Source organism: Achromobacter xylosoxidans (assembly GCF_014490035.1).
In the GTDB taxonomy this organism is placed as follows: domain Bacteria; phylum Pseudomonadota; class Gammaproteobacteria; order Burkholderiales; family Burkholderiaceae_B; genus Achromobacter; species Achromobacter bronchisepticus_A.
This window is the reverse complement of sequence record NZ_CP061008.1, coordinates 5,289,857-5,304,506: the sequence shown is the minus strand read 5'-3', so window position 1 is coordinate 5,304,506 and position 14,650 is coordinate 5,289,857. Positions and strand designations below refer to the sequence as shown.

13 protein-coding genes are annotated in these 14,650 nt (G+C 66.4%); 7 read left to right on the top strand and 6 right to left on the bottom strand.

What is annotated here, in order from left to right; translation table 11 throughout:
• Positions 1–90: 90 nt before the first annotated feature.
• The 7 genes from IAG39_RS24545 (at position 91) to IAG39_RS24515 (ending at position 8,014) form a co-directional block, all read left to right on the top strand.
• Entirely contained in the window at positions 91–1,008 is a 918-nt protein-coding gene (locus IAG39_RS24545) for a DUF808 domain-containing protein (RefSeq protein WP_118931899.1), read from the top strand.
• A gap of 202 nt (positions 1,009–1,210) precedes the next feature.
• On the top strand, positions 1,211–2,080 hold the full coding sequence (locus tag IAG39_RS24540; RefSeq protein ID WP_118931907.1) for an alpha/beta hydrolase: 870 nt from the start codon (positions 1,211–1,213) through the stop codon (positions 2,078–2,080).
• 61 nt (positions 2,081–2,141) lie between these two features.
• On the top strand, positions 2,142–3,086 hold the full coding sequence (locus IAG39_RS24535; RefSeq protein WP_054450419.1) for an ABC transporter permease: 945 nt from the start codon (positions 2,142–2,144) through the stop codon (positions 3,084–3,086).
• Positions 3,083–3,901, top strand: a complete 819-nt coding sequence (locus IAG39_RS24530; RefSeq protein WP_059375034.1) for an ABC transporter permease — start codon at positions 3,083–3,085, stop codon at positions 3,899–3,901. Before IAG39_RS24535 ends, IAG39_RS24530 begins: the two co-directional genes overlap by 4 nt.
• Positions 3,901–5,556, top strand: coding sequence for an ABC transporter ATP-binding protein (locus tag IAG39_RS24525; RefSeq protein ID WP_118931898.1), 1,656 nt, complete (start codon positions 3,901–3,903; stop codon positions 5,554–5,556). The genes IAG39_RS24530 and IAG39_RS24525 overlap by 1 nt, the downstream gene beginning before the upstream one ends.
• A 91-nt stretch (positions 5,557–5,647) precedes the next feature.
• Complete coding sequence (locus IAG39_RS24520) at positions 5,648–6,268, top strand: GntR family transcriptional regulator (RefSeq protein ID WP_059375031.1); 621 nt, start codon at positions 5,648–5,650, stop codon at positions 6,266–6,268.
• 186 nt (positions 6,269–6,454) lie between these two features.
• The gene (locus IAG39_RS24515) at positions 6,455–8,014 is read left to right on the top strand and encodes an ABC transporter substrate-binding protein (RefSeq protein WP_118931897.1); all 1,560 of its coding nucleotides are present in this window, start codon (positions 6,455–6,457) and stop codon (positions 8,012–8,014) included.
• A gap of 45 nt (positions 8,015–8,059) precedes the next feature.
• On the opposite strand, the gene IAG39_RS24510 is transcribed toward IAG39_RS24515, so the two are convergent.
• The 6 genes from IAG39_RS24510 to IAG39_RS24485 form a co-directional block, all read right to left on the bottom strand.
• Positions 8,060–9,055, bottom strand: a complete 996-nt coding sequence (locus IAG39_RS24510; protein ID WP_059375028.1) for a Bug family tripartite tricarboxylate transporter substrate binding protein — start codon at positions 9,053–9,055, stop codon at positions 8,060–8,062.
• Positions 9,056–9,098: 43 nt separating this feature from the next.
• Positions 9,099–10,025 (bottom strand): allantoinase PuuE, encoded by a 927-nt coding sequence (locus tag IAG39_RS24505; RefSeq protein ID WP_118931896.1) that lies wholly within the window; start codon positions 10,023–10,025, stop codon positions 9,099–9,101.
• A gap of 25 nt (positions 10,026–10,050) precedes the next feature.
• Positions 10,051–10,557: an ureidoglycolate lyase gene (locus IAG39_RS24500; RefSeq protein ID WP_118931895.1), complete on the bottom strand. Its 507-nt coding sequence runs from the start codon at positions 10,555–10,557 to the stop codon at positions 10,051–10,053.
• Positions 10,547–11,185, bottom strand: coding sequence for a GntR family transcriptional regulator (locus IAG39_RS24495; protein WP_059375022.1), 639 nt, complete (start codon positions 11,183–11,185; stop codon positions 10,547–10,549). Before IAG39_RS24495 ends, IAG39_RS24500 begins: the two co-directional genes overlap by 11 nt.
• A gap of 608 nt (positions 11,186–11,793) precedes the next feature.
• On the bottom strand, positions 11,794–13,359 hold the full coding sequence (locus IAG39_RS24490; RefSeq protein WP_118931894.1) for an ABC transporter substrate-binding protein: 1,566 nt from the start codon (positions 13,357–13,359) through the stop codon (positions 11,794–11,796).
• A 36-nt stretch (positions 13,360–13,395) separates the two neighbouring features.
• Positions 13,396–14,532 (bottom strand): C45 family autoproteolytic acyltransferase/hydolase, encoded by a 1,137-nt coding sequence (locus IAG39_RS24485; RefSeq protein ID WP_118931906.1) that lies wholly within the window; start codon positions 14,530–14,532, stop codon positions 13,396–13,398.
• Positions 14,533–14,650: the final 118 nt, after the last annotated feature.

Here is a 14,650-nt window from a genome sequence, read left to right as displayed (position 1 = left end):
AAAGAAGTGAAAACGGCCAGGCGGGCGACGCTTGGCGGACGCCGGCCGCCTGTACACTCGAAAATCCTTTCGAGGCACAGGGGATTCTTGATGGCGGGAAGCAGCTTCTTCGCACTGTTTGACGATATCGCGACCATATTGGACGACGTGTCCGTCATGACCAAGGTCGCGGCCAAGAAAACGGCCGGGGTGCTGGGCGACGACCTGGCGTTGAACGCCCAGCAGGTTACGGGCGTGCCGGTCAACCGGGAACTGCCGGTCGTCTGGGCGGTGGCCAAGGGCTCCTTCATCAACAAGCTGATCCTGGTGCCGGCGGCGCTGCTGATCAGCGCCTTCGCGCCCTGGGCCGTGACGCCCCTGCTGATGGTGGGCGGGGCCTTTCTCTGCTACGAAGGCGTGGAGAAGCTGGCGCACAAGTTCCTGCCGCACGGCGATTCGGACGAAGGCAACCACGCCGCGCGCGCCCAGGCCCTGCAGGATGATACGGTCGACATGGTGGCCTTCGAGCGAGACAAGATCAAAGGCGCGATACGCACGGACTTCATCCTGTCGGCGGAAATCATCGTCATCAGCCTGGGGGCGGTGGCGGGCGCCGACTTTACCCGGCAGGTGCTGGTGCTGTCGGTCATCGCCATCGCGATGACGGTCGGGGTCTACGGCCTGGTGGCCGGCATCGTCAAGCTGGACGACCTGGGCCTATACCTGAGCCAGAAATCGTCCCAGGCGGTGGCCTGGCTGGGACGGCGCATCGTGGGCGCGGCGCCCTATCTGATGAAGACCCTTTCGGTGGTCGGCACCGCGGCCATGTTCATGGTGGGCGGCGCCATCCTGACGCACGGCATTGCGCCGGTGCAGGCTGCGGTCGACCAGGCCGCCGCCGCGGTGGGCGGGGGCGGGGTGGTGCAGGCGCTCACGGCCACCTTGCTCAATGCCTTGTTCGGCATCGTGGCCGGAGCCGTGGTGCTGGGGGCGGTCAGCCTCGCCAGGCGGCTGTTCAAGAAAGGCTGAGGCGGACTGGCGCCGGCCCGCTGAGCGGGGGCGCCGGCGCCATCCAGGGGAGCGCCGCGGCGCTCCCTTTTTACGTTCCTAGGGAATCCCCTGCCTTGTTGCGCCGGAATACGTGCGCCTAAAATTGGCGCCAATTTATGTGATCATTATTTCGACCACCGGCATAGACCATCGGCCCCGCGGCCATGGAAACGAGGAAATCATGCAGTCCAACGCAGCACCCGCCATCCAGCCCGACGCCGCCCGCGCGCGGGCCATGTACGACCTGGGCCACAGCACCGTCTTCGCCGCCCGCTCCGACCCGCGCTTTTCCTACTGCACCTATGTCCCGCCGCACATCGACAGCGCCAGGCATCCCATGCAGCTGGTGGTGATCATGCACGGCACCGGCCGCGCCTTCGTGGAATACCGCGACGCGTTCGCGGAGTTCGCCCGCTGGAACGACTGCATCGTGCTGTGCCCGCTGTTCCCCGTAAGCCCGCTGGGCGACGGCAACCGCGACGGTTTCAAGCAATTGCGCGAAGGCGACATCCGCTACGACGAGATCCTGCTGGACATGGTGGCGGAAGTGGGCGAGAAGTTCGGCTGCGACTTCAAGAAGTTCGGCCTGTTCGGCTATTCGGGCGGCGGCCAGTTCGTCAACCGGTTCGCCTACCTGCACCCCGAAAGCCTGTGGGCCGTGTCGATCGGCGCGCCGGGCTCGGTCACGTTGCTGGATCCCGGCCAGGATTGGTGGGTGGGCGTGCGCGATGCCGAGGCCCGTTTCGGCAAGCGCATCGACATCGAAGCGCTCAAGCAGGTGGCGGTCCACATGATCGTTGGCAAGGCCGACCTGGAAACCTGGGAAATCACCCACCGCGAAGGCGGCAAGTTCTTCATGCCTGGCGCGAACTCCGCCGGCAGTACCCGCCCGGAGCGCCTGGAGTCGCTGCGCCGTTCGTTCGAAGCGCAGGGCGTGAACGCGGTGCTGGACGTGGTGGAAAACGTGCCGCATGACGGCTTGAAGTGCGTGGGCCAGGTGCAGGACTTCCTGGCCGCCGCCCTGCGCAAGTTGCGGCATGAAGACAACTGAGACCGGCGGACGCGGCGCTTGCGGGCATCCGCGAGTCCGCGACCAGGAATAGGAGAGGGGCATGCTGCGTTTCGCGCTATCCCGGATCGTCATGGCCATACCGACGCTGCTGATTGTGGCGGTGGCGGTGTTCGTGATGATCCGGCTCATCCCGGGCGACCCAGCCCAACTGCTGCTGGGCGACCTGGCGACGCCGGCCGCGCTGGCCGACCTGCGGGAGCGGCTGGGGCTGGACCAGACCTGGCTTACCCAGTTCGGCATATGGTTCGGCAACATGCTGCACGGGGACCTGGGTTCGTCCATCAATACCGGCCAGCCGGTGCTGCCGCTGGTGTGGGACCGCTTCCTGATCAGCGGCCGCGTGGTGGTGGTGGCGGTGCTGTTCGCCGCGCTGGTGGCGGTGCCGGCCGGCATGATCGCCGCCTGGAAGCAGAACAAGGCGCCCGACCTGTTCCTGGTCGGCACGGCCACGCTGCTGGTGTCGATTCCGACCTTCTGGCTGGGCCTGCTGCTGCTGATCTTCTTCGGCCTCAAGCTGCAATGGCTGCCGGTGGTGGGCTACGTGTCCATCGGTGAAGACTGGAAGGCCGGCCTGTTGTACCTGGCCATGCCCATCCTGACGCTGTTCCTGCATGAGATCGGCGTGCTGATGCGCATGGCGCGGGCCAGCACGCTGGAAGTGCTGCGGCTGGACTACATCACCCATGCGCGGGCCAAGGGCCTGTCGGAATCCGCGGTGCTGATGCGCCACGCCTTCCGCAATGCCTTCGGTCCCACCTGGACGCTGATCGGCCTGGTGCTGGGCAACCTGCTGGGCGGCATCGCCGTGGTGGAGACGGTGTTCACCATCCCCGGCCTGGGACGTCTGCTGGTGGACTCCATCTTCGCCCGCGATTACCCCGTGATCCAGGGCTGTCTGCTGTTCGTGGGCGTGGTCTACGTGATCGTGAACCTGTTCATCGACCTTTGCTATCCCCTCTTTGACCCGAGAGTGACCGCCGAATGAAAAAGCGAATTGCAGCCAACGCGCTACTGGGCGGCGTCATCGTGGCGCTGATGCTGGTGGCGGCCATCATGGGCGCCTTCTGGACACCGCATGACCCGCTCAAGATCAACTTCGTGGCGCGCCTGAAGCCGCCGGGCGGCGAGTTCCTGCTCGGCACGGACGAATTCGGCCGTGACGAGCTGTCGCGCCTGCTGGCCGGCGCCTCCAGCAGTGTCTGGATCAGTTTGCTGACGGTGAGCTTCGCCATCGTCGCGGGCACGATCGTCGGCACCCTGACCGGCTTTGTGCGGGGCTGGACCGACCGCATCATCATGGCCTTCAACAACGCGCTGCTGGCCTTTCCCGGGCTGTTGCTGGCGCTGGGCCTGCTGGCAGTAGTAGGCGCCAACAAGTACGGCATCATCCTGGCGCTGGGCCTGGCCTATACGCCCTCGGTGACGCGCATCGTGCGCGGCACGGTGCTGTCGCTGCGCGAGAAGGAGTTCATCGAATCCTCGCGCGTGCTGGGCAACTCCGAGCTCTACACCATGTTCCGCCACGTGCTGCCCAATTGCGTGGCGCCGCTGACGGTGCTGGCCACTTCCATGTTCGGCTGGGTGATCCTGGCGGAAAGCGCGCTGTCCTTCCTGGGCCTGGGCGTGCCGCCTCCCGCGCCCACCTGGGGCAACATGCTGGCCGCCGCAAGGCCGTTCATGGCGCAGGCTTCCTATCTATCCATACTTCCCGGCCTGGCCATCGCGCTCGCGCTGCTGGGAATCAATCTGCTGGGCGACGCGGTGCGTGACCGCTTCGATCCCCGCATGAGGGGCGTGTAATGAGCGCATTGGTATCCGTATCGAATCTGTCGCTGACCGTTGGCGCGGGCGGGCGCGAAATCGTCAGCGGCGTGTCCTTCGAGGTGGCGCCTGGCGAGATGGTCGGCATCGTCGGGGAATCCGGCAGCGGCAAGACGCAGGCCGCGCGCGCCATCATGGGCCTGACGCCATCGCCGCTGGTGGTGGCCGGCGGCTCCATCAAGTTCGAAGGCGTGGACGTGACGCAGGCGTCCCCGGCCGCGCTGCGCAAGCTGCGCGGCGCGCGCATCGGCATGGTGTTCCAGGAGCCGATGACCTCGCTGAATCCGTCCATGCCCATCGGCCGCCAGCTGGAGGAGGGCCTGCGCCTGCACCGCAAGGGCCTGTCCGCCGCCGCGCGCCGCGAACGCATCCTGGAAATGCTGCGCCGGGTGGGCATCCGCGATCCCAAGGGCGCGATGGAAGCCTGGCCGCACGAGTTCTCCGGCGGCATGCGCCAGCGCATGATGCTGGCGTCCGTGATGCTGCTGGAGCCCGCGCTCCTGATCGCCGACGAGCCCACCACCGCGCTGGACGCGGTGGTGCAGCGCGACGTGCTGGAGCTGATGGTGGACCTGACCCGCGAACACCATACGGCGGTGCTGATGATCAGCCACGACCTGCCGATGGTCGCGCGCTACACCGAGCGCATGGTGGTGATGCAACACGGCAAGGTGCTGGAGACAGGCGCCACCGCCAGCATTCTGGAGCGGCCGCAGAACCCCTACACCCGCAAGCTGCTGGACGCCATGCCGCGCCGGCTGCCGGCGCGCCAGCTGGGCAAGGAGCCGCCCATCGTCGAGGTCAAGAGCCTGGTGGTCGATTACGCCGGCCATCAGCGGCTGTTCTCGCGCACCGGCGCCAAGCGCGCGCTCAACGGCATCGACCTGCACGTCAAGCCGCGCGAAGTGGTGGCGGTGGTGGGCGGCTCCGGTTCGGGCAAGACCACGCTGGGACGGGCCATCGCTGGATTGCTGGCGCCGACTTCGGGCCAGATCCTGTTCCGCGGCCAGGCCGTGAACCGCCGTTCGGCCTCCTGGCGCGATTACCGGCTGAACTGCCAGATGGTGTTCCAGGATCCGTATTCCTCGCTGGACCCGCGCATGACCATCGGCCAGCTGGTGGGAGAGGGCCTGCGCATGCTGGACGACATGCCCGCGGCGGAGAAGCGCCGCCGGGTGGACGAAGTGCTGGCCGAAGTGGGCCTGGGTTCCGAGTACGCCAAGCGCTATCCCCACGAGATGTCGGGCGGCCAGCGCCAGCGTGTGGCAATTGCCCGCGCCATCGTGCGCCGTCCGGCCTTCGTCATCGCCGACGAACCGGTGTCCGCGCTGGATGTGACCGTGCGCGCGCAGGTGCTGGACTTGTTTGCCGACCTGCAGGAACGCCATGGCTTTTCCTGCCTGTTCATCAGCCACGACCTGGGCGTGGTGGAGCAGGTGGCCGACCGCGTGGTGGTGATGCGCGACGGCGGCATCGTCGAGCAGGGCTCTCGCGACGCCGTGTTCGACCAACCGCAAGAGGAGTACACCCGCAGCCTGCTGTCGGCGATTCCGGCGCTGGAATCCACCGATACCGGCGGCGTGCGCCTGCGCTGGCGGCTGGATCAGCAGCAGCCGTTGCGGGCCAGCGCCTGAGGGGCGGGTATCCCAGGGGGCGCAGGCGCCGTCCCCCGGGAATACTTACGCATAAAATACGCGCTTCGGATTTGATAGACGGGAGTGGTCCATGCCGAAAGCGGCAACGGCGCAACCCGGCCTGGTTGATCGCATCGCCCACGATATACAGGCGGGCGTTTACGGTCCCGGCGCCTGGCTGAAACAGATCGACCTGCAGGAACGCTACGACGCCAAGCGTCTGGACGTCCGGCGGGCGCTAGACCAATTGGCGGCCAAGCGGCTGATCGCGCACATCCCGAACCGGGGTTATCACGTCTACGCCATGGATCCGGACCAGCATCTGCAGATCCGCGACATCCGCATCCTGCTGGAAACGGGCGCGGCGGCGGACCTGATGCCCAACGTCACCGTGGCCAAGGTCAAGGCGCTGCGCACCCTGGCCGAACGCTTCGCCAAGCTGCTGCAGGACGGCACGCTGCTGGAGCAGTACGAGGTCAACCTGGCTTTCCACGCGGGCATGTACGACATGTGCCGCAACCGCGAACTGGTCGCGCTGATCCACGAAACCCGGGCCCGCGGCCCGGCGGCGCCGGCCAAGGAATGGGTGACGCGCTCGCGCATCGAGATTTCCGCGCGCGAGCATTTCGACATGGTGGACGCGCTGGAAGCGCGCGATGTCAAGCGCCTGCAGAAAATCATTGCCCAGCACGTGGGGCAGGACATCTCCTGAGGCGGCCGGCGCAACCCGCGCTGCAAGCATGCGGCGGCCTTCGGAATGAAGGCCGCCGTTTTTCATTCCGGCGGCGCCTTCAGGGATACCCCCGATAGCGAAGCGGCGCATTCCGCTCATAATGGGCAGCTAATTTTGGCGCCAATATATGCGTGAATTTTGCGCCGCACGCCGGGGAGTCTTTGCATGCACCATGTTTTCGTACCTAGAGCGCTCGCGCTCAGCCTGGCGCTGGCCGCCGCCGGTTCGGCCCAGGCCGCGCTGCTGACCATCGCCCAGCCCGCCGACATCCGCTCGACCAACCCCGGCGTCAACCGCGACAACACCACCGACGGCGTGATCCTCAACATCGTCGAGGGCCTGGTCGGCTATCGCGAGAACGGCACCGTGGGACCCTTGCTGGCCAAGTCGGTGGACCTGTCGGAAGACGGTTTGACCTATACCTTCAAGCTGCGCGACGGCGTCAAGTTCCACAACGGCGCCGCGCTGACCTCGGCCGATGTGGTCTGGAACTGGCAGCGCTACATGGATCCCAAGACGGATTGGCGCTGCCGCAGCGACTTTGACGGCCGCAACGGCCTGAAGGTGACGGACGTGTCCGCGCCCGACGCGCAGACCGTGGTGATGAAGGTGGACCGCAAGTCGGCCGTGTTCCTGGATTCGCTGGCCCGCACCGATTGCGGCATGACCGCCATCATCTCCAAGGATTCGGTCGCCGCCGACGGTTCCTGGATCAAGCCGGTGGGCACCGGCCCCTACATGTTCAAGGACTGGAAGCGCGGTGAATACACCTTGCTGACGGCCTACAAGGATTACGTCTCGCCCGCTGGCGACAAGCCGGACGGCTACGTGGGCTCCAAGCGTCCGCTGGCTGATGAGGTCAAGTTCCTGGTGGTGCCGGATCCGTCCACTTCGAAGGCGGGCCTGTTGTCGGGCGCCATCGACGCCGCGCAGATCACCAACACCGATGTGGGCGAACTGAAGAACGCCAAGAACCTGACGGTGTTCAGCCCGCATGACGCGGTCAAGCACGTGCTGCTGTTCCAGACCGAGGATCCGGTGCTGAAGAATGTGAAGATCCGCCAGGCCATCGCCGCCTCGCTGGATATTCCGCAGGTCGTGGCCGCCGCCTCCGAAGGCCTGGGCCAACTGAACAATTCCGCGGTCTACGCGGGTTCGGCCTATTACAAGGACGCGGAAAAGCGCGGCTACAAATACGATCCGGCCCGGGCGCAGCAATTGCTGAAGGAAGCCGGCTACAAGGGCGAGCCCGTGATCATCTACGCCAACAAGCGCGCCCACGTGCCGAGCTATCAAGTGGCGGTGATCGCCCAGGCCATGATGCAGGCGGTGGGCATCAACGCCAAGATCGAGGTGCTGGAATGGGCCACGCAGCTGGACCGCTACAACACCGGCAAGTATCAGATCAGCTCGTTCTCGTTTTCTTCGCGCCTGGACCCGTCGCTGAGCTTCGAGCAGTTTTCGGGCGACAAGGCCAAGCAGCCGCGCAAGGTCTGGGATGACCCCGCGGCGCAGAAGCTGATCGATGAGAGTTTCCTGGAATCCGATCCGGCCAAGCGCCAGGCGCTGTTCGACCAGCTGCACGCCCTGATGCTGGAACAGACCCCGATGCTGATGCTGTACAACGGCGCGGACGCCTGGGCATCCAGCAAGCGCGTGGAAGGATTTTCGGTCTGGGAAGGCAAGCCGCGGGCCTGGGAAACCAAGGTCCGCGACGGCAAGTAGGACGCTTGATGGCGCCGGGCCGCGCTCGCGGCCCGGCGCCAGCCGCTAGTCGAGCTTCACGCCCGCCTGCTTGATCACCGCGGCCCAGTCGCGCACTTCATTGCCCAGGAACGCGCTCAGCTCCGCCTGCGTGGACGGCGCCAGGATCAGGCCCTCGTCGGCAAAGCGCTTGCGCAGCTCGGCGTTGGTCAGCACCTTTTCCAGCGCCGGATGCAGGCGCTGCACCACTTCCGCCGGCACGCCCGCGGGCGCCATCAGGCTGTACCACGTGGTGGCTTCCAGTCCCTTCACGCCTTGCGAGGCAGCGGTGGTCACGTCGGGCAGGGCGGGCGACTTCTCGATGCCCGTCACCGCCGCGGCGCCAACCCGGCCGCCCTTGTACTGCGGCAGCATCTCCACAACCTGCGTCACGCCCATGCTCAATTCGCCCGAGGCCACCGCCAGCAGCACCGGCGAGCTGCCCTTGTAGGGCACGTGCACCAGTTTTCCGCCCGTGGCCAGGTTCAGCACTTCACCGGTCAGGTGGGTGATGCTGCCCGCGCCGGAAGAGCCAAAGGTCAGCTTGCCGGGATCCTTGTTCGCCAGCGCGATCAGTTCGGGCAGGTTCTTCGCCTGCAGGCCCGGATTGACCGCGAATACCAGTGGACTCTTGCCCACCAGGGTTATGGGCGTGAAATCCTTCACCGGGTCGTAGTTCAGGTTCGGATACAGGCTGGGCGCGATCGCCAGCGTGGACACGTTGCCCAACAGCAGCGTGTAGCCATCCGGCTCCGCGCGCGCCACCGCATTGGTGCCGATGGTGCCGCCCGCGCCGGCGCGGTTTTCCACGATGACCTGCTTGCCCAGCGTGTCGTTCAACTGCTGCGACAGCGCGCGCGCCAGGGTGTCGGCCGCGCCGCCGGGCGGGAAGGGCACGACGATGCGGATCGGCTTGCTGGGATAGGCCTCGGCTTGCGCCGCCGGGCTCAAGCCCAGCGCCAGCAACCCGGCCAGGGCCGTGGCCAGCAGGCCGCGGCGATTGATTTTCTGGTACTTCGACATGCTGCTCTCCTGATGAGAAAACGTGGGCGATGCAGAAAACGAATCAGCGCGCGGCGCCCTGGGCGGCCGGATGGTGCGCATGCCAGTGGCGAGCGATGTCGGCGCGCCGGCAGACCCAGACGTCGCCGTGCGCCGCCACGTGGTCCAGGAAGCGCGCCAGGCCTGCCGCGCGGCCCGGCTGGCCGACCAGCCGCAGATGCAATCCCACGGACATCATCTTGGGAGCCGTGGCGCCTTCCTCGTACAGCATGTCGAATGCGTCGCGCAGGTACTCGAACAGGTCCTGCCCCGTGGCCATGCCGCCGCGGATGAACTTGGCGTCGTTATTGGCCAGGCCATAAGGCACCAGCAGGTGGGGCTTGCCGCCGACCTCGGTCCAGTAGGGCAGCTCGTCGTTATAGGTATCGGAGTCGTACAGAAAGCCGCCTTCCTCGGCCAGCAGGGCGCGGGTGTTCAGGCTGGGGCCGTAGCGGCAGTACCAGCCCAGCGGGCGCGAACCCACCGTGCGGGTGATCGATTCCACGGTGCGGCGGATGCGCTCGCGCTCTTCTTCCAGCGTCAGGTTCTGGTGCCGTTCCCAGCGCCAGCCGTGCGCGCACACGTCATAGCCCGCCGCCTTGATGGCCTCGCAGACCTCCGGATTGCGTTCCAGCGCCAGGCCGCAGCCCAGTATCGTGGCCGCCATGCCGCGTTCCTGCAGCAGCCGGTGCACGCGCCAGAAGCCGATCCGGCTGCCGTACTCGAACATCGATTCGGCCGCCAGGTCGCGCCCGGCGAAACCGCCGGCGCCGCCCTCGGTCAGGCCGGTCTCGGATTCAGCGTCGCCGTCCGGCACCGAAGGCTCGCCGCCTTCCTCGTAATTGATGCAGAGGTTCAACGCCAGGCGCGCGCCGCCCGGCCAACGGGGATCGGGCGGGTTGGCGCCGTAGCCGACGAAATCGCGGCGCAAGTGCGGATGATCGGTAGTCATAGCGGGGCTAGCCATTGAGGTAGGGTCAATCGGAAATCGAAACCAGGGCGTGCGGAGCCGGCGCCTGCCAGAACTCGTCGTCATCGCCGCGGCCGGTTTGGCCCATCAGGACCAGGAATTCCGCCGGCCCCTGCAACACGGTCAGGCCGTGATGCCAGACGCCCACGCGGTAGCACACGCCCTGGCTGCCAGTCGCGAGAAACGCTTCCAGCCGCGCCATGTCGGGCAGATCGTCGGCGCCGGTCGGCGCCACCACCACCAGATAGGGCGAGTCCGTCAACGGCACGAAGCTCTGCGCCGCATGGCGGTGGCGTTCCATCAGCCGGATCTCCACCGGCCCCGGCGCCGCCTGCACCCGGCTGACCCAGCCGGCCTGGCGAACCACCTCGGGCCCATGCCGCATGGGCTCGGTCAGATAGTGACGGCGCTCCGCGCCCTGGTGCGCGATCACCTCGCCATATGGCGCAAAGGCCTCGGGCGTGAGCGGCCGCGGGCGGATCACGCGCGGGGATGCGTCCAGGTCACGCGCCATGGCTCAGATACCCCAGCGAATTCACATAGCTGCGCCGCACGTTCTCCAGATGGGCCGCCATCGCCTGCCGCGCCCGGGCCGACTCGCCCGACAGCAGCGCTTCCACGATCGCCAAGTGTTCTTCCCGCGCCTGCACCTGCCGTTGCGGCAAGCGCTCCACATCGCACATCCGCACCTGCCGCCGCGTCGCCGTGATCATCGTCGCCAGATTCCGGTTGCCGCAGTACGCCGCCACCAGATCGTGCAGCGCGTTATCGACCTCCCAATCCGACTTTTCGTCCGGCGTCTTCGCATCCAGCAAGGCCTGCAAGCGCGCCCGCAGCCCTTCCAGCGGCTCCGCCGGAATCCGCCCGGTCGCCATCGCCGCCGCCTCGCTTTCCAGCAGGCTGCGGATCTGCAGCAATTCCAGCAGGTCCGTCACGCCAAACGAGCGCACCACGATGGATCCGTTGGACAGCCGCTCCAGCATCCCTTCGCCCAACAACCGGTTCATCGCCGCGCGCAACGGCGTGCGCGACACCTCCAGCTCATCCGCCAACCGGCGTTCCTCCAACACTTCCCCCGCCGGAATCCGGCGCGAAACGATCTGGTCCAGCAGGGTCTGATAGGTGCGTTGAGTAGCGTTCATGTGTGTTGCAGCGTAAGAAAAAAGCGCGGACGACAGAGACTCCGAGTTGCCGCCGCGCGTAACGGATGAGAAGGTACCCCACTGGTATCCCAAAGAGATACCAGTAGTATCCCTAATAGGCGTGGCCGGATACGGCCAGGCAATCAGAGTGGCGAGAAAAGGGGAGAAGAAGGGAAGGCAGAGCGAAAGCGGAGAAAAAAACGGAAAGGAAGGTGCGGGGGGAGAAAACCGCAGGAGAGAAAAAACAAGACCCACGCCAGCGCGCCAGCGCACACCGCTCCGACGCCCCACCACCAAGTAAGCTGAATGCGGCCGCGCAGGCGGCCGCATTCAGCGGGCCCCGCAAACCTCGCCACTACCCACGGGTCTGACGGCGCAGCGAACCAAGAAACTCGTAGCCCGGCGGTGCGGGCCTGGTGGCTGCGAGCAACCTCGATGCGCCCGAGGGAATCTGAAGGAGTCGCCGAAGGCGAGGACGAAGATGACGAAGGGGCAGTCCGGAGCGAACGCTCCGGACCGCAATCGTGGGCGCGAGCAGCCACCAGGCCCGCGCCGCCGGGCGACCTACGAAGACCGCACCGGCACCAACAAAGACAACAAAATCAACATCAAGGAGCCGAAACCCGCTCCACCTCCCATGCCCGCGGCTTCTTGACCGCCCAAGGCTGATACCCCCTGATATCCGCCCGATAAGCCCCAATATCCAACCCGTTGTACAAAGGAATACTAGGCACATCCGCCAGGAACAGCCTATGCAGCTGATCAAACGAAGCCTGCCGCTTCGCATGATCCGTATCCGACGACGCCGCCTCGATCAGCTTCAGCGCGGCGGGATTGTCCCAGACCTTGCGCGGCTGCTTCGCCTTGTCCCCCGTCACCATCTCGTAGTTCAGCGCCGCGTCCAGCCGCGCCGAATAAGGGAACGTCATCATCTGGTAAGTGCCCGCGTTATAGCGGTCCAGCTGCGTCGCCCACTCCACCACCGACAGCTGCGCCTTGATCCCCACCGCCTGCAACATCGCCTGGATGATGACCGCCGAGTTGTACGACTGCGGATAGCGCTTGGTCGTCAGGATCGTCAGATCCTGCCCCTTGTAGCCCGCTTCGCCCAGCAGCTTCTGCGCCAGCGCCGGATCGTAGTTCCAGCCCTGCTTCTGCGCCGCGTCGTAGTAGGGCGAAACCAGCGGCACGATCGAATTGTTGGGCTGGGCCAGGCCTTCCGTCACTGCCGCCGCCAGTTGCTGGTAATCGATCGCGTGCGCCAGCGCCTGCCGCATCTTGGGATTGGCCAGCACCGGATCCTTGGTCTGCATCAGCAGCGCGGTCATGCTCATCACCGGCGCATGCGCCACCTTGACGTTCGGCGTGCCTTGCAGCACCGGCACGTCGCTATTGGACACGTCCTCGATGATGTCGATGTTGCCGCGCTGCAGGGCCGCCTTGGCGGTGGAATCGTCCGGCACGATCAGGAAGCGCACCTCGTCCACCAGCGGCCGCTTCGATCCCGTATAGCCGTCGCGCTTGCCGTCCAGGTTCGAATAGCCCGCGAACTTCGTCAGGCGCACGTACTCGCCACGCTTCCATTCCGCCAATTCGAATGGCCCGGTGCCGATGGGCTTGTCCCAGGAACCGTCCGCGCGCACCGAGTCCTTGGACAGGATGCCGGTGCCGCCGCAGTCGGCGCGCGCCAGCGTCGCCAGGAACAGGCTGCTGGGCTTTTCGATGTGATAGACGACCGTCTGCGCGTCCGGCGCTTCCACGCCCGTCACCTTGACCGTGCCGCGCCCGTCGAACTCGCTGGCGCAACGCCAGCCCGAATTGGCCGCGGTGTAATGCTGCCAGGTCCACAGCACGTCGGCCGACGTCATCGGCTTGCCGTTGTGGAACGTGATGCCTTCGCGCAGCTTGAAGGTATAGGTCTTGCCGTCCGGACTGATGTCCACCGATTTGGCCAGCAGCGGCCGCACCTCGGCATCCTCGCCGTAGGCCACCAGGCCCTCGACGATGTGCAGCACCACCGCGTCGCTGTTGCTGTCGCGGTTGACGCCGGGTTCGGTGGAGCGGATGTCCGCCGTCAGTGAAATGCGCAGCGGCGGGGCCGATTGCGCCCAGGCCGCGCCGGCCATGGAACCCAGCGCCAGCGCAACCGCGGCGCTCAACAAATGGTTTTTCATCGATACGTCTTCCTGGGGTTGCGCGGGCGCGCCGCTTCAGGCGGCAGCCAGCAGTTCGGGTTCGGCGCTCAGGCTGTAGCGGGTGAAACTGCGGTTCAGCGCCGGCAGCGGCGCGACTTCCATCAGGCCGGCCTCGGGCTCCATGATCACCATCGCCACCGTGGCCGACAGGTTGTCGTGGCTGCCGGGGCGCGGCGGACGGCAGACCGAATAGGGCGCGCCGAAGTCATCGAACAGCGCGCGCTTCAAGTCTTCGCGCGTCAGCTTGGATTGTTCGTTCAACAGGCGGCGCACGCGCCAGTCGCGGTAGGCGCTTTCCGGCGTGCTGGCGCGGCCCGTGTCGCGCAGCTTGCACAGGGCCACGTCGCTGACCCAGTGGTTGGCGTGGACGATGAGGTCATCGCTGCCCGGGTAGATGGGGAAGGCTTCGTCGGTGGTGCATTCGTAATCGACCCCGAAGCCCGCCGCCATGCCGATCATGATGTTGTTGGAGCAAGACTTGGGCGTGGTTGCCACCGCCTTGATCGCCAGCGCGAAGTGTTCCTGTTCCAGCACCTTGCGGCGGATCAGCGACAGCGGCACGCCCAGCTGGCGGAAGTCGCGGTCGGATTCCAGGTAGTTGGCGGTGATCGAGACGCCGGCGCTGTTCAGGCCGCTGCGCGCCAGGCCGCCCGCTTCGACGAAGGTCAGCATGTCGGGGCCGTTGTCGTTGCGCACACGCAGCACGATCGCGGTCTCGGCGCATTCCGCGCGCCAGTCCCAGTTCTGGCCATGGATCAGGCGGCCGTTGGCCGAGCGCGTCGGCAGGATCAGCGCGCCGGTGCAGCCGTCGCCCGGCTCCAGTTCGGCGGCCTTCTTCTTTTCGGCGCGGGCCTTGGCGATGACTTCGGTGCGGGCGTTCACCATCACGATGTCTTCGAACGGCACGTCGGCGCCCGCGGCGATGCCGCGCATCTCTTCCAGGTAGTGCGGCGCGAAGTTCTCGATCTCGCGGGCGAAGCCGTTGATCAGCTGGGTGCGCGCCATGGCGTCATAGCCCAGGTCGACCAGGGTCTGGCCGTACATCTTGGCGCTCTTGCGCACGCGATCGGCAGCTTGCTGGCCATAGGAGCGGCCGCGGGCCTCGGGCGCGCCCGAAACCGATACGAAGGGAAATTGGGTGATCTGGGTCATGGACATAGGGCGGCGCGCCGCGCCGCAATCTGGGGTGGAAATTGGTTGGCGAAAAAATGTTAGCTTATTTTGGCGCCAATATTGCTCAGGGTTTACCAGTGCAAGCAGGCCATGGGCG